Genomic DNA, 23,509 nt, shown 5'->3' on the forward strand with positions numbered 1-23,509 from the left:
GAAGTAAACGGCGTGTCGAACACCCATTCAAATAATGATAAATAGGAATCAAATGTCTGAATGTCGAATAGTGGCTGCCGCAGCGCTATCTTCTGCTGGCACTACGTTGGCGGAGTGCTATGCCAGCGTAGTCGGCTCACAACTGTGTTTACGGCCGAAAACCCGAGCAGGAATTAGTAGTTTTTTTGGCGAGGTCTCGCTTAATGCTCAGCTACCAGAAGATTGGCCAGCGAATCATTACTCTCGCAACAATACAATGCTCTGGCAGCTATTTTGCCAGATCGCGGATGAGTTTCAGGCATTAATAGCGGAAGTCCCAGCCCACCGTATTGGGGTTGTGATTGGTACTTCAACCTCGGGAATTGCCGAGAGTGAACCGTATTTCCAAGCCCTGGCAGCCGGTGATGGTAGTGAGAAAGACACTCTGTTTCATCTGGATCAACAGGATATTTCTTCGCCGTCAGTGAGCTTGGCAACCTATCTCGGTTTAACCGGCCCCTGCCTCTCTATTTCAACGGCCTGTTCATCGGGCGCCAATGCGCTAGGTACGGCCAAGCGCTGGTTAGAAAATGATATCTGTGACCTTGTGATTGCGGGAGGTGTTGACACCCTATGCGACTTAACGATTCAAGGGTTTGACTCGCTTGGCGCAATGAGCCATCAGCGTTGCCTACCGTTTTCATCGCAGCGTGCAGGGATCAATTTGGGTGAAGGTGGGGCATTATTCCTACTGACTGCAGATAGCAAGGGCATCCAAGTTGCTGGGGTGGGCTCAGCGTCGGATGCGCATCACTTTTCAGCACCACACCCGGAAGCATTGGGCGCAAAGAATGCCATGAAAATGGCGCTTGAACAGGCTCAACTTGGCCCCGCAGATATCGGTTATCTGAACTTGCATGGCACGGCGACTGAGCAAAATGACACCATGGAATCAAAAGCCGTACGAAGTGTTTTTGGTCAGGTTGATTGCAGCTCAACGAAGGGCGTTATGGGTCATACACTGGGCGCGGCGGGAGCAATCGAATGCGCGCTGTGTTTTAGCTGCCTAGAGCTTAACCAACTTCCAGCTAATACAACGGATGTGCTGGCTGAAGAGTTTGCAGATATTGGTCTACTAAGAGAAACTAAAATAAAATCAGACCTCGGTGCCGTGATGTCTAATTCCTTCGCGTTTGGTGGTTCAAACGTGTCGGTGGTACTAACGAAGAGAGAAAGCAACTGATGTTAAGTAAAGCGCAAACGGCCCAATTGCTCCCCCATGAAGCGCCAATGATCTTTATTGATCAAGGGGTGGAAATGGGTGCCGACTTTGCTGTGAGTGTGACCACGCTGGACGAAACGCATTTTGCCGCCGTAAACGGTGAAATTCCTGCCTATATTGGCATGGAAATGATGGCGCAAACTGTCGCCCTCTGGGGTGGATACCGAGATCAACTCGCCGGTGTAAAACCAACAGGGGGGTTCCTTTTGGGAACGCGACGTTATCAGACAGAGGTAGATCATCTGCCTACAAATAGGCCGCTCTACACCCGAGTGAAGGAAGATTTAGTCGGGCATAATGGGCTGTCCAGCTTTTGCTGTGAAATTCGTGCTGAAGATCAACTGATCTGCAGTGCGCGCATAAATGTATTCAAGCCAACGGATGAAGACGAATAAAATGACTAAAACGGTTTTAGTGACGGGATCAAGTCGAGGAATTGGCAAGGGCATCGCATTGAGGCTCGCCAAGGCGGGCTACGATGTCGTGGTGCACTATGTGGCAAGCGCCTCTTCAGCGGAGGCAGTGGTCGAGGAGATACGTCAGTTAGGTGCCACGGCTCGCCTACTGCGCTTTGATGTGTCGGACCGGTCGGCAACGCAGGCAGTGCTTGAAGCCGATATGGAGGAGCATGGTGCTTACTATGGCGTTGTGGCGAACGCGGGAATCGCTAGAGATAATGCCTTTCCAGCGATGAGTGACGAAGACTGGGATGCGGTCATGGAGACTAACTTAGATGGTTTTTACAATGTGGTTAAGCCGTGCATCATGCCCATGGTGAGAACCCGTCAGCCGGCACGAATCATCACAATGTCTTCCGTCTCAGGCCTAATTGGTAACCGCGGACAGGTGAATTACTCAGCCGCTAAAGCGGGAATTATTGGCGCCACTAAAGCACTTGCAGTGGAATTGGCGAAACGAAAAATTACCGTGAACTGTGTTGCCCCGGGAATGATCGATACCGATATGGTCGAAGACATTCCCAAAGAGGTGGTTAAACAGATGATTCCTGCTCAGCGCGTTGGCCAAGTTCATGAAGTTGCCGCGGCGGTAGAGTTCCTGCTCAGCGATGACGCTAGTTATATTACTCGTCAGGTGATATCGGTAAATGGAGGGCTCTGTTAATGGCTCATCGTGTGGTGATTACAGGCATGTCGAGTGTTTCGCCGCTCGGTGAAGATTGGCTTGATATCAGCAAGAAGCTCAAAACAGTGGAAAATGCGATTCAACATTTCCCGAGTTGGAGTGAATACGAAGGTTTATACACCCAGCTAGGCGCTCCAGCCATCTTTAGCGATCCAGGATTCAGCCGCAAGCAGATGCGAGGAATGGGCCGCGTAGCGTTACTATCGGTGGCCGCAACGCAAAGAGCATTGGAAGATGCAGGCTTAGCAGAGAGCGAAGCGATCCAAGATGGCTCGATGGGTGTGTCCTTTGGATCTTCAGCAGGTGCTGAACAGGGGCTCATGGACTTCGGCAATATGTTGGTCACTAAGTCTACCGGCACGCTCAATGCCAGCTCCTATATTCGTATGATGGCGCACACTGCGCCCGTTAATATCGGCGTATTCTTCAAGCTAAAGGGGCGCGTAATTACCACGAGCTCAGCCTGTACTTCCGGTAGTCAGGGAATCGGCTATGCCTACGAAGCGGTGCGTGAAGGCAAACAGCGCTGGATGGTCGCTGGTGGCGCAGAGGAAATTTCGCCCAGTTACGCAGCGGTATTTGATACTCTCTATGCGGCAAGTACACTGAATGAAGCACCATCGGAGACACCAAAACCCTTCGATGCGCATCGGGATGGTTTAGTTACTGGCGAAGGCGCGGGTTCACTTATTCTAGAAAGTTTAGAATCGGCACAGGCCCGAGGGGCGAAAATTTATGCTGAAATTGTTGGTTTTGGCACCAATTCCGATGGTTCTCACATTACGCAGCCCAACCAAGAGACCATGCAAATTGCAATGGAAATGGCGCTAAAAGACGCTCAACTCAAAGCTGGCGATATCGGCTATGTTAACGCTCATGGCACCGCTACAGATCGCGGCGATATTGCTGAAAGTCACGCCACCTTTAATGTGTTCGGTGACTCAGTACCCATTTCATCACTCAAAAGTTATATGGGGCACACACTTGGTGCCTGTGGCGCGCTTGAGGCAATTTTTTCTATCAATATGATGAACGAGGGCTGGTTCTGCCCCACCGTTAACTTAAGTGAAGTTGACCCTAAGTGTGCGCCGCTAGACTTTATTCGCGATGAAATTCGCTGGCTCAACACAAATTATATTATGAGTAATAATTTTGCCTTTGGCGGCATCAATACCTCGCTGATATTTAAGCGGTATGAAGACGCTTAGGCGCTTTACGTTCATTCTGACACTACCTCTCTGGGTAGCGTCAGCGCTCGTTCACGCCAATAACTTCGATGTTCACTCTCTGGTGTTGAACGTGGGCGGTGGAAAGCAATTCGATGCGTCTCAAGATAACCAACTCGTTGCGTTCGATGTGGAGTGGTGGGCTTGGAATCGTTCACCCAGACAAACGCTTTCTATTGGCTCGTCGGTGGCGCAATGGCGTACCAACGCGAATATGGGCGCGAAGGTGGTGAATGTTGTGTCAATCTATCCGCAGCTAACACTCTACTACCCTCAGGATTTTCCGGTAGGGAAAGTCTTCTTTCAGGTACGGGCACTCGGCCCAAGTTGGCTCTCAGAAAACGCTTTGGGTGATCGTCATCAAAGCCGCAATTTCGCGTTTAATGCACGTTTAGCAGCTGGGATAGTCACGCCTAATGACTGGATTATTTCGCTTAGCTATCAACATATCTCAAATGCAGGTTGGTCCCGAACGAACGATGGATGGGATTCGCCTATTAACTTGGCAATAGGGAGGCGCTTCTAGGATGACGACGATGACAGGGAAAGCTAACGACCACTTATTAATGTTAAAAAAATATGCCTACTTGTTGGTGTTGCTCACGCCGCTATCAATGCTTGCTAGCTATGCGCTGTGGCGAACCACTCAAGATGATTTTTGGCTGTGGCTAACCCCTGCGATCGTATTTATTCTCGTTCCCGTTTTAGAGCAACTTATTGGCCGAGACAGCGACAATATCAATGAGGAAACCCAGTTTGAGGACCTTTCTAAGCAGCGCTACTATCGTTGGTTAATTATCCTCTGCGCACCGCTATACCTGCTCACTTTAGCGGCTGGAGCCTGGGCCTTTAGTACTCAAATTGAGGGTTGGCTGGCGCAGCTAGCATGGGTGTTTTCAATGGGTACAACTGGTGCGGTGATTGCCATCAATGTTGGCCATGAGCTTATTCACAAAAATACCAAACTTGAGCGCTTTGCCGGAGGTTGCCTGCTTGCGATGGTTTGCTATGCGGGCTTCAAGGTGGAGCATGTCCGAGGGCATCACGTCTGGGTTTCCACACCCAATGATCCGTCATCTTCGCGTTTTGGACAGTCGTTATATCACTTTTGGCCACGTGCGGTTTGGCACAATACCATGAATGCATGGCGACTAGAGCATCAACGCCTTCGTCGTCGGCAATTACCTTTCTGGCGAAATGAATTGATTGGTTGGTATAGTCTCAGTGCGGTGCTTGGCGGGATCATGCTAATGATATGGGGGGTTGATGGGCTACTATTTTTCCTTGTGCAGAGCTTAATCGCTTTCGGCTTTTTGGAGGTGATTAACTACATTGAACATTATGGTCTCGCTCGTAGAGAGCAAGACAACGGCCGCTATGAGAAGACCAACGTCACGCACTCATGGAATAGTAATTTTCTTTTGACTAACGTGCTCTTGTTTCAGCTACAACGTCATTCGGATCATCATGCCTTTCCCCAGCGCCGGTATCAGGTACTTAGGCATCATGATGAGAGCCCGCAGTTACCTGCAGGTTATGCCACCATGATCTTAATTGCCCTAATACCACCGCTGTGGTTTCGAATTATGAACCCGCGTGTTGAACGCTATTATGATCAAGCTAGCTAATCATCTAACGGCTAGCTTTGCTTAACGAGTAAGACTAAAAAAAGCCGCGGCAGCTGAGGGCCTGCGGCTTTTCGATGAAGCGATTCGCCATTGAGCCTAGAGTTCGTCGAGTAGTTTGAACCAAAGCATACCGAGAGCCATACCCGGTCTTCGCAGGAGTTTTCCGCCGGGCCAGTTCCAATGGTGAATTTTGGCGAACACGTCAAAACGCTCAGCCTGCTGAGCAATCATATCTGCGGTGACCCTCGCGGTGAGATGAGTTGGTGCTACGCCATGGCCCGAATAGGCCTGAATATAAAAAACATTGTGGCTGAGTCTGCCTAGCTGCGGCATTCGGTTGATACCAATCCCCATATTCCCAGACCAGCCAAAATCAACCGTGGACGATGCTAGCTCCGGGAAGACTTTAAGCATTTTTGCCTGCATCGTGCCGATAAGATTTTTCGGTTCGAGCCCCGTGTAATTGGATAGTCCGCCAAACAGCAATCGGCCATCCGCCGACAGACGGAAATAGTCAAGTGCGGTATTGGGGTCACACACGGCAAGGTTGCCAGGCATAATATCTTTAGCCAGGTCGCCAAGGGGTTCCGTAGCAATTACACAGCTTGTAGCCGGTAATATCTTCTTGGCGAGTTTGGGCTGTAAGTCACCCATATAGGCATTACCACAATGCACCACAAACTTGGCAGTCACCGCACCGTTCTCGGTAATAACCCTTGGTTTATCACCCTCAATAACGCGAACTACTTTGCTTTGTTCAAAGATTTGCGTGCCCAGTGATGCAGCCGCAGCGGCCTCGCCGCGGCAGAGGTTAAGGGGGTGGACATGACCGTAGCCGTCTTTGTTAACCAATGCGCCAAGATAACTTTTGGAATTGACGTGATGCTCACGCATTTGTTCAGCCTCTACCCATTCGAGTTTGTAGGGGTAGCCGGCGGCTTGCTGTTCCGCTTGAAACGCTTTGAGTTCGTCAATATGCCGCGGCTTGATGGCAACATCGGCATAACCCCAGCTAAGATCGCAATCGATATGGTATTTCGCCACGCGCTCGCGGATGATCTCGCAGCACTCCCAACCGGCTTGTTGGATAGTCTTTATGCCATCGTCACCGATACGACGCTTGAATTGCTGTAGTTTATGGCCAATACCGCCAATGATTTGACCGCCGTTTCGGCCAGTTGCCCCCCAGCCAATGCGGTTCGCCTCGAGTAGCACTACGCTAAAGCCGCGTTCAGCCAATTCTAGCGCGGTATTTACGCCGCTAAAGCCGCCGCCAATCACACAGACGTCTGTCGTAATTTCGCCCTCAAGGCTGGGATAATTGCTAGGATTGTTGATGGTTGCAGCGTAGTAACTATTGGTGTGCTCACGCACGTCTTTTGTTGCTTTTAGAAACATAAAGGTACCTTCGTAATATTTGAATGAATAACAGCGCCCGCAGGCGTTTAAAACAAATTAACGAAGGTCAGGGTCGGGCTCGTCGCCGCTGCTGATGTCTTGCCAGGCGGCTGAGGTACTACAGAAATGATCCCAAAGGATTAGATTGATCACTAGGTTCAACATGGTTTTATTATGCGACCACGGAGACCTAAATTTCAAGTCCCCGAGGGCATCAGATTAAAGGCTAAGCTCGGTCATAATTGCTCAATTACACTGGTTGTGAAGACGTCAAAGCGCTGGAAGTGCTCGTCGGTAACCAGTTTAAAAGCTTCTGCGGAGAATGAGGTATAAAAACTCGGGAGCGAAAAGCTAGCGAGTACACTCGCACCGAAAAACGGCATCGAAGCCTCGGCTTGTTTGAGTACGTTTTGAGCGCCACCCGGTCCGGGCGATGTCGCTAGCAAAACGACTCGCTTCTCACTAAAGACCTTTTGCTGATGGCGAGACATCCAGTCAAATAGGTTTTTGTAGGCTGCCGTGTAGCTCCCATTATGTTCAGCGAAGCTAATGATAAGCAGATCCGCTTCATTGATTAGACCTAGAAATTGCAGGGCGTTCTCGGGGATGCCGTTAGCCGCTTCCTCGTCGGCGCTATATAGTGGGCAGTCGAAGTCTTTCAGCGAAACCGCGGTAAACGAATCGGCGATAGCACTAGCGGTGAAGCAGGCGAATTGCTGGTTAATTGATGTGGAGCTTGAACTGGCTCCAAAAGCGAGGATCTTCATGGCTTCTTCCTTTGGCTTAACGTCATCTTAATATTAAAGCTGCTATCCGCGCCTATACCAAGCGTTAATCAATCTTAAAGTGGTCACGTAGATGACATGGGCGCGGCCAATGCTGCAGTAAAAACGCCTGATTAGATTCGAAAAATAAGCAATATTCGCTAAAAAAGCCGACTTTTGACTAGTCTAGAGAGGTTTTTTTGGCGTAAACTGGTGTTACAAACCATAAAAACAAAAAAGGGATGTCATGAAAAAATCACTAATCGCTACTAGTATTGCGCTTGGGCTAATGTCCGGTGCTGCCTTTGCAGATTCTCCTTACTCTAAGTTATATGTCTTTGGTGACAGTTTGAGTGACACGGGAATGTTCGGCGGTAAAGCCACTAACCGTGTTGGTCCAGATTACACCATGGGTGAGTTCGAATATCTTGGCGTCGAGCTCTTCGCAATGTCACTTAAATTAGACGCGCCAAAGCCCGCGACTATGGGCGGCACTAACTATGCCGTTGGTGGATTCCGTTCTGACCAAGTCCTCGCGTCGGTTGCATCGCCAGTTGGTCAACCACACCCTATCCTAGGGCCGCTTTCTTCCTATGCGCAGGACTCTATGGGGCAAGCAGATTCAAATGCCATTTACTACGTGAGTGCAGGTGGTAATGATTTTCTTCAGCAGCCGGACTACGACGGTGATGGTTCCTTTGGTCCTGGTGACATCTCTATAGCGGCTGGTAATGTCTTCACCGCTGCAGCAGCCTTAGACATGATGGGCGCTAATTATATTGTCCTTCCTAACCTAGTGGCGCTGGACCTTTCTCCCGCAATTAACTTCTCGGAAGCGGTAGCGCCAGGTACTAAAGCGCTAACCAAAGCTGGTGTAGATGGTTTTAATACGGCCCTAACGTTGTTAGTAGGCGGTAGCAATGCAAACATCATCATGCCAGATGTGAACACAGCAATGGTTGAATTGTTTGACAATCCGGGTGCATATGGCTTCGCACTTCCGGGCTCAGCGCTGGGCGTAACCTGCTTCGATGGCAGCTGTTCGGCGGCCTCGGGCTACTGGAGTGGCTTCGAAGCTATTCTTCCAGATGGTTCGGTCAACCCGAACGCAAACCCAGACTTTTTCGCATTTAATGACTTTGTACACCCAACGGGTGCTGGTCATGCAATCTTCGGTGTTGGCTTAGAGGCAATTTTCACGGCTCCTGATGTCTACTCTTCAATGCCAGCATTGGCATTGGCGAGCTCGGGCGATCAAATGGCCAGCTTCCGCACGCAAATGTCTCGTTTCCGTTTTGGTAATGAAGGGGCAAGTGTTCTTCTAAACGTGTCGAACAACACCACGGATTGGAATACTGATTTCATGACCAATAGCGAGCGAAGCACCGAACAGCTCCAGGTGGGTTACCAAGCGCCAATGGGTGAGTCTATGCGTGTGGGTATTGCGTTCACTGGCTCGAGTTCAGAGTTGAGCTTTGGTCAGTCAGTTGGCAGCACCATGCGTGGCGGCGTTGAGAGTGCATCGGTTGACGCGGATAGCTTCGGTTTAGCGCTATCGCTTAACTTCATTTCTGGCGGCTTGTATGGTGAGGTTGCTCCTGAGTTCAGTTATGGTTCTATGGACACATCGCGTCACCTACGCATTCTATCTTTGGATCGTATCCAGACCGCTAGCGCAGATTACACCACTGCCGGCGTGACCTTAGAGGCGGGTTATAACTTCTTCGCGGATTCAGGCTTTGAGCTTGGCCCATTTGTTGTATCGAGCTTCAAGAAGGCAAGTGTCGATAACTTCGAAGAGAAGCAGTTGAATGCCAATGCTATGTTTGTTGACAGTCAGAGCTGGAGTGAAACAACAGCGGGCTACGGTTTATTCGCCGGATATAATGGTGAGAACTGGTTCTTTGATGTTCGTGCTAGCCAACTTGAGTCGGATAACGAAGGTCGCGAGGAAACTCGTATGGGCGTTAGCACTATCAAGGAAAACAGCTTCTGGCTTCCGTCTATCGAACGAGCGGGCTCAGCCACTGAGCTTGACGCTACCGTAGGTTTCGAGATCGATGGTTTCACGGTTTCGGGTCAGTATCGCTACCAAGATATTGATAACCAAGGCAAGGGCGACATGTACACCTTAGGCTTAAGCTTCGCGCTCTAAGATGTATCAACGAGCGCTGGCATTCGCAGCGCTCGGTTCAAAACATTAAAAAGGCGACTCATTGCTGAGTCGCCTTTTTTGTGGTCAGTCGCGACAGCGTGAAGCCGCCGCTTAAGTCTGTCCTTATTGCGCGTTACGTTCAGCAATATACTGATCAACGAGCTCTTCTAAGATGGCGAGTGGAACGGCGCCATTTTTCAGTACTACGTCATGGAAGTCGCGAATATCGAAGCGATCACCCAAGGCATTTTGTGCTTTGCTACGAAGCTCAAGAATCTTCATCATGCCAATCTTATAGGCTGTGGCCTGCCCCGGCATAACAATATAACGCTCGATTTCTGAGACGACATCGCTTTCCGCCATCCCAGTATTCGACAGCATATAGTCAATGGCTTCTTCGCGGGTCCAGCGCTGATGGTGAATACCAGTATCCACTACCAAGCGCACGGCACGGAAGAGCTCAGCCACTAGGCGGCCGATATTATCGTAAGGGTCATTTTGGAATCCCTGCTCCCAAGCGACTTGCTCTGCGTAGAGTGCCCAGCCTTCTGTATAGGCTGTAAACGGTGACATGCGGCGAATCAGCGGCATGCCCTCAAGTTCCATAGCTATCGCGATTTGGAAGTGATGACCGGGGATGCCTTCATGATAGGCTAATGTGCGCATGCCGAACTTTGGTGTTGCCTTGATATCATATAAATTGGCGAAGAAACGACCAGGTCGTGAGCCATCAATGGCTGGTTGCTGATAATAAGCGCCCGGTGAAGTCTTCTCCTTGAACTCTGGAATTCTAACTACTTCCATGCCGGCGATGGGTCGGATGTTGAAGGCGCTATCTATCCCTGCATCAATTTCATCCAGGATGATTTGATAGTCCTCAAGGATTTGTGCTCGGCCCGCATCACTGTCTTCGTAGTAGAAGTCAGGGTTGGCGCTCAGAACTTCCATTGCCGCCGTGAATCCAACTGAAGTGTCATAGCCTTCGGCGGCTAAGATAGCCAGAATTTCAGCTTGGATGCGGTCAACTTCACGTAAGCCGATCTCGTGGATTTCATCCGCCGTATAATCGGTAGTAGTAAAGAACTGCAGCGCTAGCGCATAGACTTCGTCGCCCTGCGGAAGGTGCCATATACCGTCATCCGAATTAGTTTTATCGATAACACGATTGAAATAGTCGATGAAGGTATCGTACGCTGGGTAAACATCTGTCTCGATAAGATCCACTGCCCGTGCGAGTAAATCACTCTTTTGTTCGTCGCTAATGTCCGAGGCTGAAGATAGTTTTTCTTCCAATGCGGTGTATAGAATGTTTTCAGTTGGCGGTGTTGCGACAAAGGCGTTCATCTCATCCAAGACACGCTGAACAACGAACCTAGGAGGGAGTATGTTTCGCTCTTCTCGAAGTGTTAAGCCTTCCATGTACTGATTGAACTTACGCGGTAATTCGGTCATTCGATGTAAATAGTTTTCTGCATCTTCGAGATCATGAACCTGATGCTGAGCTTGCATAAAACTTGGGAAAGCACTTTGAATACCAAATAATTGGTTAGCAGGGTAATTATGGTATTGGTAGGGCGCGGCGGCCTCAAGGTAGTCTAATAGATAAAGTGCGATACGCTTGGAAAGCAAGTCGTTTTCACTGAGCTCGCTATCGGAATAGGCTTCAATAAGCGCCTTAATCTCCATAGCTTTTGCCATCAGCCGCTGGTCATGGGCCAGGCTTGCATCGCTAAGGTGCGCGTTATGATCCTTTATGCCCAGGCCCTCTAGAAACCCAAGTGAAGTGAGTGTTTCGGGGTCTTCGAAGGCTAGCTTAACAACTTCTCGGTCCAGTAAAGATCTGAACCTGAACGGTTTGTCTGCATTCCATTCGTACGCGGCAAAGGTGCCTCCGCCTGCGATAACTATGATCAGCAGGAGGCCAATATACTTTGCGAATCTCTTCATGATTAGATTCCTTCTATGAGTATTATTGTTGTTAATCAACACTGATCTTATCGCGTTTCGCTAATTACCCCTAGTTTATTTACACGGCAACGAATATGGGTATACTGGACGGAGCATCAAGAGAGGGCATGCCCTCGCCAACCTGCTTACCTGAGCAAGGTGGTTACTCCTAACTGGGAGGATGTGACGCAATAGCGTAACCAAACAGGTTTCCTTGTAGCTCACTTTACTTGATGCGTTCTTATTAACTTTAGGAGCGTATAAATGTCAGTCACTAATCCTTCTCGAACTACCTTAGATAAGCCAATATCTAAGACTTTTCAGCCATATCTCTATTGGTCTGAGTGCATAGATGCTACGGTGTCCGAGACGCCCTGGCGGCGTGGCGTGGTGCTATTTGAAAGTCAGCTTCGTCAGCCCCTTGGCAAGGATTTTCTCCACTTAAATAATGAACAACAGCGCCAACGTATCGCGAGAACACTTACAAAAATGCTGCCATGCGGTGAAGCAAAACGCTGGGGTAGGAACCGACTTATCGCCGTGATATCTCAGCAACACTATTGGGCTCTGGACGTTTTTGGTGAGCGAAAGCTAGGTGAATATGAAGCGCAGTGAACATGCCGCTGAAACGAAGTTTATGTGGTCCTATAGCAATCTCTGAGCCCTAGCGAGAATGCGAGCCGCTGTTGCTAGGTTTCTTGAGGAGGCTGGGCTAGCTATGATAGTGTGACCAAGATAAGGAATATAGTTTTAGTATGGAGTTAGATAATGACAAGTATGATCGTGTTTGCAGCGATTCCAATCTTCTTTATTCTGATTGGCGTAGAATGGTGGTTAGACCATCGTAGTGGCAAACACTATATGCCCTTTGCTGACGCCTTTGGCTCGCTGGCCCTTGGTGTTTGGAGTATCTCTACCAAAGTGATCTTAATCAGTATTGGCGGTTGGATATACTTGGATCTGCTCAGTGGCGTAACCCTATTTTCGAGCATAGCGATGACACCACTGATGTGGCTGGTTGCCTTTGTGCTTTACGACTTCTGCTACTACTGGTTCCATCGTATTAGTCATGAATGTAACTTCTTTTGGGCGAGTCATGTTGTTCATCATCAAAGCGAGGAGTACAACCTGACAACCGCCCTACGGCAGACAAGTAGCGGTCTATTTGGTTTTCTCTTCTATTTCCCACTGTATATCATCGGCTTCAGTCCTAGTGTCATTGCTACGGTTGGCGCAATTAATCTCGTCTACCAATTCTGGGTTCACACTCGCTATATTGATCGTTTGGGTTGGTTGGACCGCGTGTTTGTAACCCCGTCCAATCATCGGGTACATCATGGTCAGAATGATGTGTACATTGATAAGAATCATGGCGGAGTGTTGGTGGTTTGGGATAGGTTGTTTGGGACCTTCCAAGACGAAATACCTGGCTTGAAAATTGCGTATGGCGTTACGGTTCCTGTAAGGAGTCTCTCTCCGCTGGCGGCGAACCTACAGGTTTGGAAGCAGATGCTTCGTGACATCCCTAGGGCCGCAAACTGGCGAGAGGCATTTCGCCTGGTTTTTGGCAGGACTGGTTGGCGTTCTGAGTCAATGCAGGAAGACTTCCCACTAGCGAAAACGATGGCTCGCGGTGGAACGCTTTCTCGCTATCAGCCGTCAGTGGAAATGCCAATGATTGCCTATGCGGCCTTCCAACTTACGGTGTGTAGTCTTTTAGCAACCTTCTTCGCGCTGAATTCGGCCAGCTATAATGAGCCTACTCTTTGGTTGACCTGGTTGTTGATTAGCACTCCGCTGGTAACGTGCGCAAGACTGATGGAGAGACGAATCAATAGCTATCGCTGGGAGTGTTTGCGACTACTAGTGTCTGTGATGGTAGTGCTGGCGTTACCACTCAGTCTCCACATTCACTTGCTCCTAAGCTATCTCATAATAAATTGTCTGGCATTGGCACTACTCGGCCACACAATGCGTGGTTCCGAGCAGTACCCATCTAGCTCTAGCTAATCACTAGGAAACCAAGCGCGGAAATACCTGCCGCAATTAACGCGTAAGGAAGCTGGGTAATAGCATGGTCATAACTGCTGCAGCCTGCTCCCTGGGCCGTTAAGACGGTAGAGTCGCTATAGAAACATGCCTGACTACCAAAACCGCTTGCTGAAAAGAGTGCCCCGGCAACAAGGTAGATGTTGACGTCTAAGGCCTCGGCTAACGGAAAAACAACCGGAATCGCCAAGCCAAAGACACCCCAATTCGATCCGGTGGTGAAGGAAATGAAGGCCATGGTGATGAACGTCACAATAGGCAGCATCTTGGCGCTCATCAACGGCGAGACAGTCTCAATGACGAAAGCGGTGAATCCTAAAGCATTATTTGCCTCAATGAGTGTGAAGACGGAAATAAGGATAGTTAGCACTGGCAGCATGGTCTTAAGGCCCGCGATAACACTGTCACACATCTCGCTGGGTTTGAGTGCTCCCATTATCCAATATTGAAGAAATGTAATCAGGATGCCGGCGATCACGCCAATTAGGAGGTCAATATCAAACCAGATGGTAAAACCTATCAATACTAAAATTGGCACAAAGAATAGGCTGATGCTTGGTGAATCATTGGTTCCTGCTTCATAGGGGTCGTCGAGTTCAATATGCTCGCTGCCCGGCGGGATGACCTGTCCAGTCCGCTCGGCGCGTTCCTCAGCCAACTTCATTTTTCCAAGCAAGGGGATGACGCCGGTAATGACGAGCGGCACCATCACTACGGCAACAAATGGGTAGAACATATAGGGAATGGACTGGATGAATATGTTTATACCTTCTCCGTCCGCTGCAACCCCATTACTTTCTAGCAGGCTAGCAAAATAGACTGCCCACGTGGAGATGGGAATAATCAGGCAAATCGGCGCTGCGGTGGAATCTACAACGTAACTCAGCATTTCTCGAGAGGTCTTGTGACTGTCTGTGACCTTCTTCATTGATGAACTCACAGTGAGTGAGTTGAGGTAGTCATCAAGGAAAATGACGAGACCTAGCAACCAAGTCCACAATAATGATCCCTGTTTAGTGGTTACCCGCTTGGTGACCATATTGCCGAATGCCTGAGCACCTCCTGCGCGAACGAGCAGAGCGATGAAGCTACCGTAGAGTCCACAGACCAATAGAACCCAGCCAGTGTCTTCGGCCTGCATAACATTCAATACAGCGGTTGAAATTGACGGTAGGAAGTTAATACCATCAATGAGAATGAATGCAGCAATAACGCCGCAAATTACCGCGGCAATCGTCCTACGAGTGATAATGGCAATGATTAATACGATGGCTGTGGGGATTAGGCTGAGGATGCCAAAGTGCTCGGTCATAGCTTGTTTATCCTTTCCTTGTGAATAAGCTCTTGTTGTTCTTGTTGTTCTTGTTGTTCTTGTTGTTCTTGTTGTTCTTGTTGTTCTTGTTGTTCTTGTTGTTCTTGTTGTTCTTGTTGTTGTTCTTGTTGTTCTATCACTAGCACGAAGATCAATAATTCGCTGCCAGCAGATACAAAAACACCGGCGTTTAGCCGGTGTTTTGATTGCTCGAAGTGCTTACGCGAAATCGCGTTTCAGCTGCTCGTGTGCTTCGTCGAGCGCTTTCATTGCTTTCTGAATCAACTCGTCAATCTGAGCCTTAGTAATCACCAGCGGTGGTGCAACAAGCATAATATCACCCGTAGCACGCATTACTAGGTCATTATTCAATGACGCCTGACGACAAGCACCGCCAGCTTCGCCATCCGATCCCCAGCGAGCGCGAGTTTTCTTGTCTTTAACTAACTCAATTGCGCCAACAAGCCCAACTGAGCGAACTTCACCTACAAGTGGGTGTTCCGCTACGACTGCCAACTTCTCGGCGAGGTAAGGGCCAAGTTCTTTCTCAACGTTCTCCACGATGTTTTCATCGCGCATTACTTTTAACGTTGCTAATGCTGCGGCTGCGGCAGCAGGGTGACCTGAGTAAGTGAAACCGTGGTTGAAGTCACCGCCCTGAGTTTTTAGTACGTCAGTTACTTTGTCGCCAACTAATACTCCGCCTAGTGGCTGGTAGCCGTTAGTCACCGCTTTGGCAAAGTTAATCATGTCTGGCTTAGTACCGTAGTAGTCACAACCGAACATTTTGCCGGTACGACCAAAGCCGAAGATCACTTCATCTGAGATGAACAGGATATCGTACTTATTAAGGATTTCTTGAACCGCAGGCCAGTAGGTTGAAGGTGGGATGATGACGCCGCCAGCACCTTGAATAGGTTCTGCGATGAAGGCGCCAACTGTTTCCGGACCCAACTCTAAAATCTTGTCTTCGAGTGACTTAGCCGCCTTTAGACCAAACTCTTCAGGCGTCATATTGCCGCCTTCGTCGAACCAGTAAGGCTGATCTACGTGGTGGATGTTTCCTAGCGTGTTGAACTGCTTATGCATGTAGCCCATGCCGCCCAAGCTAGCCGCGGCAACGGTCGAACCATGGTAGGCATTCTTACGAGCAATGATATTGCACTTTTCAGGCTGACCTTTAAGGTCCCAGTAACGGTTTACAAGACGAATAACCGTATCATTGCCTTCCGAACCAGAGTTAGTAAAGAAAACGTTGTTAATGTGCGCCGGGGCAAGGTCAGTCAACTCTTTTGAAAGTTGAATCGCTGGAGGGTGTGAGCACTGGAAGAAGTTGTTGTAGTAAGGCAGTTCAGCCATTTGCTTTGCAACCGCTTCAACGATAGATGGCTGAGAGTAGCCAAGGTTGCAGCACCATAGGCCGGACATACCATCAAGTAGCTTCTGGCCTTCGTCCGTGTAGATGTATACATTCTCTGCCTTAGTGACAATTCGCGTACCGCGCTCTTTAAGGTCTTTAAAGTCAGTAAATGGGTGAAGGTGATGCTCACCATCTATTGCTTTGAGTTCAGCAGAGTTCATTGGCTTGTTCATAAATATAAATCCCAGTTAGTGTGGAGAATCTCTGTGGATTCTGCTCATCGATTTTCAAAAACGATTAATGTGATCACATTTTCAATTGTGGTGTCAAGATAAATGCGATGAATGTGATCACAATTCGGCTAATTGGAGACTTCCCAGCCCATCATTTCCTGCTGAATCCGCACTCCATCTAGAATGTCGTCTTGAATTAAATGTTTAAGGCGGGTGCCGTTCTGTTTGCGGATAGCTTCTAAAATCTCCAGATGTTTATCTTCTGACTCATCGAAGTCGCCTTCCTCAGCAAAGCGATTACTAATCATTCTCATGAATGGGGCGATTTGTAGCCAGAGACTTTCTATTAACGGAAGGATTACCTCGAGCCCACTGTAACTGTATAGCTGACGATGAAATTCAAAGTTGAGGTAAATATAGTTTTCGACATCTCTGTCAGCGATAGCACGGTTATGGAGCGTATTGATAGTCTCCAGTTTTTCCATTGCTTGCGCATCGATGTTGGGCATGGCTTTTTCAGCGGCGAAGGACTCGAGTGTGAAACGAGTAATGTAAATTTCCTCGAGCCGTGTTTCGCTCATGGTTGGTACGGCAATGCGACGATTGTCTAATAGCTGCAAGGCACGTTCGGCAGTGAGGCGACGCAAGGATTCACGCACAGGCATCAAACTCACATCGAGCATTTCTGCTACCCCGCGCAGTGTCACGCTATTACCAGGCTGAAACTTCCCTCTAAGAATGGCTTCGCGCAGCTCGAAGTAAACGGCTTCCTGTTGTGTTTTAAAACGGGGGCGTTCGTTGGACATCGTGTCTGGCCTCGTCAATTAAATTTTTATTATTCAACGATAGTGATCAAATGTTAGTAAATTGTCCAGTGTACAAAAAAAATTTATTAGCCTGCGTTGAGGGTGTAACGCATGTAAGACGCTCCCTATAGTGTTATAAGTGGTTCTCACTAAGATGTGCTCGTAGTTGACACGGAAATCATAGCGCTTTATAAAGGATTTACCTGTTTATTGTGATCACATTGGTTACAGGGCGGCATGGAAAGAGAGTTCTCTCTTCGGAGGGGTGAAATGGAGTCCGCAAACTCATCAAAATTAGAAAAATATTTAGTTTGTTGAATGTTGAAGGGAAGTAAAATGACGTTTAATTATAATAAGTTGTCAGCTGCTGTATTGGCTGTAGTAGGATCGGTAGCGTTAAGCTCGGGTGCTCAAGCACAAGGTCCTGAAATTGAAGAAGTACTCGTAACGGCACAGAAACGTGAGCAGACGCTACAGGACATCCCCGTAGCAGTATCTGCATTCGGTGGCGATTTCATGAAGAAGGCGAACATCACTGACGTTCGTGGTCTTGTTGATTTCACACCTGGTTTCAGTGGTCGTACTGAGGACAGCTTCACTGATGCGCTAGCGATGCGTGGCGTTGTAACGAACGATTTCGGTATTGGTGGTGATCCATCAGTAGCGGTATTCCAAGATGGCGTTTGGGCTGGCCGTACCGGTGGTGTTCAGATGTCGTTTTACGATATTTCACGTGCTGAAGTTGTAAAAGGTCCTCAGGGTACGCTATTTGGTCGTAACGCAATTGCCGGTGCAGTAGAAATTATTACCAATAAGCCAACCGACGAATTTGAAGCTAGCGTTGATTTCACGCTTGCTCAGTACAATCACCTTGAAGGTACCGCAACGATCAACCAGCCGTTGACCGACAACCTTTACTTCCGTGCCAGCGTGTACGGTATGAAAAACGACGGTTATCTTGAGAACGTGCAAGGTGGAGACGATTTAGGTTTCCATGATAACAAGTCTGCTCGTTTGGCAATGCGTTACGTTGATGATTTCGTTGACGCGACCTTAATGTATCAAACCGAAAGCCGTGATCAGGATCCATCAGTATACTGGAATCCAGACGCTGGCCTACCTACCGATAAGGTTGATATCGACCTGAAAGGTGGTGAGGGTTTCGACACTGCTGATATCGATTTAATCACATTACACGCAGATTTCGCCTTGAGTGAAGCGCTAACGCTTAGCTCTATTACCGCGTACAAGACTTACGACTTTGATTACCTCGAAGACTATGACGCCGGTCCTGAGTTAGTGAACAACTACCGTCAAAAGAACGACGTAGAATACACTAGCCAAGAGTTCCGTCTAACCTTCGCAGACGATGGCCCACTCTCTGGTTTTGCGGGTATCTCTGCATACCAAGAAGACATTGATGGCTTCTTTGAGTACATCTATGACGAAGACGCAATGTGTCGCGCTATTGCGATGACCGATGCAGGTGATTTTGATTCGTCACTCGGCCCTGTTACCGACTGTTCTTCGCCTGGTTTTGCGGACTACTGGGGTGAGCAAATTGATCCTGCGGATCAAGTGATGGGCAAAGCTGAGCAGAGCTATGTAGATGTCGCGAACTCGGGTTACGCTGTCTACGGTGACTTGACCTACTCTGTAACCGAACGTCTTGATATCACCGCTGGTGCTCGCTATACGCTCGACAAGAAAGAAATGATGAATGAAGTTCTTGATAGTGGCGGTGCACTTTACAACCACTTCAACTATGAGTTCATGACTGACGGAGCGCTCTCAAACGAAGCAGAATGGAGTGAGTTCACGCCGCGTATCGCAATGAACTATGACATCAATGATGATGTTGCGTTGTATGCAAATGCTGCGAAAGGCTACAAGTCTGGCGGCTTCGCATCATTCGGTTTCGAAATCTTCGGTAACGATCTTGATGGTGATGACTATGTGTTGAGCCCAGGCGAAGCCGTCCCGATGCAGTTTGAGCCTGAGACAGTAATGAGCTACGAAGTTGGTATGAAGACGCGTCTTCTTGACAACTCTATGCAGTTCAACGTTGCCTTGTTCACTTACACCTACGATGACCTTCAGCTTGCTTACTTCGACGAAGGTTCTACTCAGGTTGCGAACGTTGGTGAAGCAACGGGCGCAGGTCTTGAAATGGATCTACGTTACTTGCCAAGCGAGAACTGGGATATCTTCCTTGCCGGTGCTTACTTGAGCACGGAGATTACTGAAGACGAAGATATGGTCAACGTTGGTGCCTGTGGCGGTTGTGAAGGTAATACGCTTCCGTTCGCGCCTGAGCTAAGTGCGTCGGCAATTGTGACCTATCTTCAGCCGCTTTCTAACGGTGACATGTTCTTCACTACTGAAGTGATCTATCAGAGCGAAATGTTCGGCGGACCAGACAACTTCGAATCCGTTGCCGTTCAGCCTTGGACAGAAGTTGCTTTCCGTTTAGGTTACGATAGCAATAGCGATTGGAACGTAGCACTGTTCGTTGAGAACGTCACTGACGAGACTTACTTCGAGCGTGGCTGGGAGAACGCGGACGAAAACAACGAGTATGGCTACGGTCTTCCTAACGCGTACGTATGGCCTTCCAAGCCACGTACTGTAGGCGTTAGCTTCGGTATGTCGTTCAACTAAAGAGATTGTTTGCGTTACGCGCAGCTAAGCGTTGAGTCTTAATTCAGTTTGGTACCTTTTGAGTACCGTTAATTAAGGCTCATCGATTTCAGTGCTTATCGTCAAATCATTCACTTTAAAGGTAATCAGGGAACTTCCCTGAGTGCTTTGAGAGGCAGTCCTTCGGGACTGCCTTTTTATTATCTGTCGCTTTTAGTCACGCCCGCTGTGTAGATAAATTTCCGTTGTACTAAACCTTCGATTTACCCAACACTTGATAGCTGATAGCTGATAGCTGATAGCTGATAGCTGATAGCTGATAGCTGATAGCTGATAGCTGATAGCTGATAGTTGATTGTGCAACATTGGGTTGCTAGAGTGATTGCTCGTAAGGATTTGTAGTATTTCAAGGAACCGAAATTTATGAATAGTAAGAAACGTATTTCCTTAAGCTTGGGTGGAGCGTTGGTCGTTCTGACTGCATCGTCAACCACCTTGGCTGATGGTGTTGGACAGTGGTTCTCAGAAGACGTCAGGCTTGGCGTGGGAGCGGTTTATGAAACCTCAACGTACACCCAGAACGAAATCTGGTCGGGTGATGTGTGTTGTTCCAGTATTAGTGTCACAGAGAGTGATTACGGTTGGTCGCTAGGACTTGATGTAAAGATCTATGAGGGGCTCCGTTTCTACGCCGCGGGAATGGGTGGCTATGGCAACGAATACGTGGTTGCTAACACCTCACAGAATTATTTGTTTATTGATCCGAGCCTACCTCCGCCGTCACCAATCACTACTACCGAGCGCTTCACTCGGACGACAGATTCAGCCTTTGAATATGGGCTTCGTTATGAGTTTGAGTTTGACGCCTTCTCGCCGTTTATATCAGTAGGTAAGAGCCATCATAGCTACACCTATCAATATTGGTCTAGCGTTGACAGAGGGGATGGTACTCCGCCAACGATATCAGAAGGTGGGCGACGTTCACTGGGGCCGCAAGACGCGAGCGAGACAACGGTAGGCGTGGGAGTACTCCTTTTCGAGAGCATGGAGCTGGAATACAAGCTTGGCACTGATAGTGATGCTGACTTCAGTCAGTTGAGTTTGATGTGGAAGTTTTAATTTAGCAACAACCAGGCTATTGCTGCGAAATCGCAGTGCTAGCCTTGTTGTTATGCTGGTGGCTATTTAGCGCGCCTTGGACGCTATCATGTACAAAAACTGCAAGGCAATGGTAGCGCCCGCTAGTGCCGTAATTTCCGATTGGTCGTAGGCCGGAGAAACTTCAACCAAATCGCAACCCACCAAGTTTATATCTCTCAAGCCTTGCAGTACCTGCAGGATCTTGTTGGTGCTCAATCCTCCAACAACTGGGGTTCCGGTACCCGGCGCATAGGCGGGGTCCAGACAGTCGATATCAAAGCTCAAATACACCTTGTTGTCGCCAACGCGGTCTTTGATCCGCTGCACAATATCTTCCACCGTGGAATTGTTGGCATCGTGTGCATCGATCACTTCAAAGGGATGACCCGCTCGGTGGTAGCTTGTGCGAATGCCAACTTGAATTGACGAAGCGGGATCAATCAAACCCTCGTTAGGCGCGTGGTAGAACATTGAACCGTGCGAGTAGCGTTCGTCCTCTTTGTAGCTGTCCGTATGCGCATCAAAGTGAATCAAGCTGAGCTTTCCATGATGCTTGGCATGCCCGCGCAACAGCGGAAGCGTCACAAAATGATCGCCGCCAAAGCTGACTAAGGTCTTACCGGCACTGACAATCTTGAAGGCAGCCTCTTCAACTTGACTAAGCATATGCTCACTATCACCAAAGTAGAATTGCACATCGCCATAATCGATTGGGGATAGCACCTCATCGACGGAAAAATCCCAGGGCCAACGATAACCCTCCCACTTCAAGTTGCCACTTGCTTGGCGAACCGCATTGGGACCGCTTCGAGCGCCCGCTCGGCCCGAGGTGGCGAGATCGTATGGTACTCCCATAATGACCGTGTCACACGAAGCATCCAATTTTCGGCTCAGCGGAAAACCCATGAAACTAAATTGGTTGGCAAACATCGAATAGTCTTCGCGTAAAAAGGTATTATCATCGCTATGACTCATAGCCATCTCCGTGTAGATTGGTGTTAAAGGCGGCTTAAAAGGCCGCTTGGTATTGATAATAATAAAGCATAATGGAATTACAATGACAGACACCATTTCACACATAAAAACCTTGGACCGACGCGATATGGTGCTATTTACCGTATCGGCAATCCTCCTCTTAGATACACTGGCCGCGGCAGCTTCTGTGGGCGTATCTAGTTTGACCTGGTGGGTACTACTTGGATTCGTTTTCTATCTCCCCTTTGCATTGATTTGCGCTGAAATGGGTTGTGCTTATCCGGAGCAGGGGGGGATTTATGCTTGGATTAGAGATGCTTACGGTAAGCGTTGGGCCTCACGAGCATCTTGGTGCTATTGGGTGAATACCGCGGTATGGATTCCCGCCATTTACATCCTATTTGCAGGAATCTTCTCGCAACTCTTTATGCCAGATCTGTCCTTAAACTGGCAAATAGGGATTGGCATAGTGCTCACATGGATAGCAATGCTAAGCAATTGTATCGCGCTCAATATTGGCAAATGGGTGCCTAACCTAGGCGGTATTTTTAAAATCCTGATCTTCAGCGCCGTCATCTTGGGTGCTTGGCAGTTTGCGCAGGGTACTACTATCGCGAATCCAATTAACTGGGACAGTTTAGCCATCAGCATTGATTCCGGCTCACAATATTTACCGGCCATTATTTATGGGATGTTGGGCTTTGAATTGATTAGTGCGAGTAGTGCGGAAATGAAGGATCCTAAGCGAGATGTTCCGTGGTCCATTTTTGTTTCCGGTATTCTGATCATCGGATTTTATATTCTCGGAACCCTAGCTGTTCTGGTGGCTATACCAAGTGGTGAAATCAATCTTGTAGAAGGATTAGTTGATACCCTCAACGCGTTCTTTAGCGATTTCGCCTTCGGTGGTGTGTTAGTGATGGTTCTTGGGGTCTTAGCGCTCTTCACTTTTTTCTCCAATGGCGTTACCTGGGGTATGGGTTCTAACCGTGCTGCGCAGGAAGCTGCGGTGGGTGGAGAGCTACCTAACTTTTTTGCGATCAGTTCCAAGTCAAAGGGAGCGCCAGTGGGTGCTGCCATCGCGATGGGTGTTGTGAGCACATTGCTATTGCTGCTTTATGGCTTCATGGCTGGCAATAACGAAGATCTCTTCTGGACGCTATTTGCCTTTAGTGCGGTCATCTTTCTCTTACCGTATCAGGGACTCTTCTTGGCTTTTTTGAAGTTGCGCCGAGTGGACGCTGAACGAACGCGTCCGTTTAAAATACCTGGAGGCTATCCAATAGCCTTGCTGTGTGGATTTGGCTGTGTGCTAGTGCTCGCACTCACTAAGATACTTTTCATGTATGTGCCAGGAGAAGGTGTTCAGTGGGCGGTATTGTTGGGTGTTATTGTCACGTGTTTAGTTGGAGAGGTATTTATCCGATCTTCGGAAGGGAAATAATTGACTCGTGTACGGCGTTCATAATAAT

20 protein-coding genes and 1 riboswitch are annotated in these 23,509 nt (G+C 48.6%); of the genes, 12 read left to right on the top strand and 8 right to left on the bottom strand.

Annotation, left to right across the window (positions count from 1 at the left end; translation table 11 throughout):
* Window positions 1–52: 52 nt before the first annotated feature.
* From DFR27_RS02175 to DFR27_RS02200, 6 genes are read left to right on the top strand one after another with little or no spacing between them, the layout of a single operon-like run.
* The gene (locus DFR27_RS02175; RefSeq protein ID WP_170150750.1) at window positions 53–1,222 is read left to right on the top strand and encodes a beta-ketoacyl-ACP synthase; all 1,170 of its coding nucleotides are present in this window, start codon (window positions 53–55) and stop codon (window positions 1,220–1,222) included.
* Window positions 1,222–1,656: a hotdog family protein gene (locus DFR27_RS02180; protein WP_121875816.1), complete on the top strand. Its 435-nt coding sequence runs from the start codon at window positions 1,222–1,224 to the stop codon at window positions 1,654–1,656. Before DFR27_RS02175 ends, DFR27_RS02180 begins: the two co-directional genes overlap by 1 nt.
* 1 nt (window position 1,657) lies before the next feature.
* Entirely contained in the window at window positions 1,658–2,383 is a 726-nt protein-coding gene (locus tag DFR27_RS02185; RefSeq protein ID WP_121875817.1) for a 3-ketoacyl-ACP reductase FabG2, read from the top strand.
* Window positions 2,383–3,612: a beta-ketoacyl-ACP synthase gene (locus DFR27_RS02190; protein ID WP_121875818.1), complete on the top strand. Its 1,230-nt coding sequence runs from the start codon at window positions 2,383–2,385 to the stop codon at window positions 3,610–3,612. Before DFR27_RS02185 ends, DFR27_RS02190 begins: the two co-directional genes overlap by 1 nt.
* Complete coding sequence (locus DFR27_RS02195) at window positions 3,599–4,156, top strand: acyloxyacyl hydrolase (RefSeq protein ID WP_121875819.1); 558 nt, start codon at window positions 3,599–3,601, stop codon at window positions 4,154–4,156. Before DFR27_RS02190 ends, DFR27_RS02195 begins: the two co-directional genes overlap by 14 nt.
* 10 nt (window positions 4,157–4,166) lie before the next feature.
* On the top strand, window positions 4,167–5,258 hold the full coding sequence (locus DFR27_RS02200) for an alkane 1-monooxygenase (RefSeq protein WP_211327532.1): 1,092 nt from the start codon (window positions 4,167–4,169) through the stop codon (window positions 5,256–5,258).
* A gap of 96 nt (window positions 5,259–5,354) precedes the next feature.
* Here DFR27_RS02200 and DFR27_RS02205 read toward each other — a convergent pair whose 3' ends face one another.
* Entirely contained in the window at window positions 5,355–6,656 is a 1,302-nt protein-coding gene (locus tag DFR27_RS02205) for an NAD(P)/FAD-dependent oxidoreductase (protein WP_211327533.1), read from the bottom strand.
* A 236-nt stretch (window positions 6,657–6,892) separates the two neighbouring features.
* Window positions 6,893–7,423: an NADPH-dependent FMN reductase gene (locus tag DFR27_RS02210; RefSeq protein ID WP_121875821.1), complete on the bottom strand. Its 531-nt coding sequence runs from the start codon at window positions 7,421–7,423 to the stop codon at window positions 6,893–6,895.
* Window positions 7,424–7,667: 244 nt separating this feature from the next.
* Between DFR27_RS02210 and DFR27_RS02215 the strand changes: the two genes are divergently transcribed.
* The gene (locus DFR27_RS02215) at window positions 7,668–9,575 is read left to right on the top strand and encodes an autotransporter domain-containing protein (protein ID WP_121875822.1); all 1,908 of its coding nucleotides are present in this window, start codon (window positions 7,668–7,670) and stop codon (window positions 9,573–9,575) included.
* Between the two features lie 123 nt (window positions 9,576–9,698).
* Here DFR27_RS02215 and DFR27_RS02220 read toward each other — a convergent pair whose 3' ends face one another.
* On the bottom strand, window positions 9,699–11,522 hold the full coding sequence (locus DFR27_RS02220) for a DUF885 domain-containing protein (protein ID WP_121875823.1): 1,824 nt from the start codon (window positions 11,520–11,522) through the stop codon (window positions 9,699–9,701).
* 108 nt (window positions 11,523–11,630) lie between these two features.
* Window positions 11,631–11,736: riboswitch (SAM-I-IV-variant riboswitch) on the top strand.
* A 50-nt stretch (window positions 11,737–11,786) separates the two neighbouring features.
* Here DFR27_RS02220 and DFR27_RS02225 point away from each other — a divergent pair.
* The gene (locus tag DFR27_RS02225; RefSeq protein WP_121875824.1) at window positions 11,787–12,137 is read left to right on the top strand and encodes a hypothetical protein; all 351 of its coding nucleotides are present in this window, start codon (window positions 11,787–11,789) and stop codon (window positions 12,135–12,137) included.
* A gap of 153 nt (window positions 12,138–12,290) precedes the next feature.
* Complete coding sequence (locus DFR27_RS02230) at window positions 12,291–13,532, top strand: sterol desaturase family protein (RefSeq protein ID WP_121875825.1); 1,242 nt, start codon at window positions 12,291–12,293, stop codon at window positions 13,530–13,532.
* Here DFR27_RS02230 and DFR27_RS02235 read toward each other — a convergent pair.
* From DFR27_RS02235 to DFR27_RS02250, 4 genes are all read right to left on the bottom strand, one after another.
* On the bottom strand, window positions 13,525–14,883 hold the full coding sequence (locus DFR27_RS02235; RefSeq protein ID WP_121875826.1) for a Na+/H+ antiporter NhaC family protein: 1,359 nt from the start codon (window positions 14,881–14,883) through the stop codon (window positions 13,525–13,527). The two genes, DFR27_RS02230 and DFR27_RS02235, sit on opposite strands and share 8 nt — an antisense overlap.
* Window positions 14,880–15,023 carry a hypothetical protein gene (locus DFR27_RS02240; protein WP_211327534.1) on the bottom strand — a complete coding sequence of 48 codons (144 nt, stop codon included), beginning with the start codon at window positions 15,021–15,023 and terminating at the stop codon, window positions 14,880–14,882. Before DFR27_RS02240 ends, DFR27_RS02235 begins: the two co-directional genes overlap by 4 nt.
* A 79-nt stretch (window positions 15,024–15,102) precedes the next feature.
* Window positions 15,103–16,476, bottom strand: a complete 1,374-nt coding sequence (locus DFR27_RS02245; protein WP_211327535.1) for an aspartate aminotransferase family protein — start codon at window positions 16,474–16,476, stop codon at window positions 15,103–15,105.
* A 128-nt stretch (window positions 16,477–16,604) separates the two neighbouring features.
* On the bottom strand, window positions 16,605–17,282 hold the full coding sequence (locus DFR27_RS02250) for a GntR family transcriptional regulator (RefSeq protein ID WP_121875827.1): 678 nt from the start codon (window positions 17,280–17,282) through the stop codon (window positions 16,605–16,607).
* A gap of 336 nt (window positions 17,283–17,618) precedes the next feature.
* On the opposite strand from DFR27_RS02250, the gene DFR27_RS02255 reads away from it, so the two are divergent.
* Window positions 17,619–19,943, top strand: coding sequence for a TonB-dependent receptor (locus DFR27_RS02255; protein ID WP_170150751.1), 2,325 nt, complete (start codon window positions 17,619–17,621; stop codon window positions 19,941–19,943).
* 402 nt (window positions 19,944–20,345) lie between these two features.
* A complete protein-coding gene (locus tag DFR27_RS02260; protein ID WP_121875829.1) occupies window positions 20,346–21,041 on the top strand; it encodes a hypothetical protein in 696 nt (231 codons plus the stop codon).
* Window positions 21,042–21,107: 66 nt separating this feature from the next.
* On the opposite strand, the gene speB is transcribed toward DFR27_RS02260, so the two are convergent.
* Window positions 21,108–22,037, bottom strand: coding sequence for an agmatinase (gene speB / locus DFR27_RS02265; protein WP_121875830.1), 930 nt, complete (start codon window positions 22,035–22,037; stop codon window positions 21,108–21,110).
* A gap of 82 nt (window positions 22,038–22,119) precedes the next feature.
* Between speB and DFR27_RS02270 the strand changes: the two genes are divergently transcribed.
* Window positions 22,120–23,481, top strand: a complete 1,362-nt coding sequence (locus tag DFR27_RS02270; RefSeq protein WP_121875831.1) for an APC family permease — start codon at window positions 22,120–22,122, stop codon at window positions 23,479–23,481.
* The last annotated feature ends 28 nt before the right edge of the window (window positions 23,482–23,509 follow it).

It is taken from the genome of Umboniibacter marinipuniceus (assembly GCF_003688415.1).
GTDB lineage: Bacteria > Pseudomonadota > Gammaproteobacteria > Pseudomonadales > DSM-25080 > Umboniibacter > Umboniibacter marinipuniceus.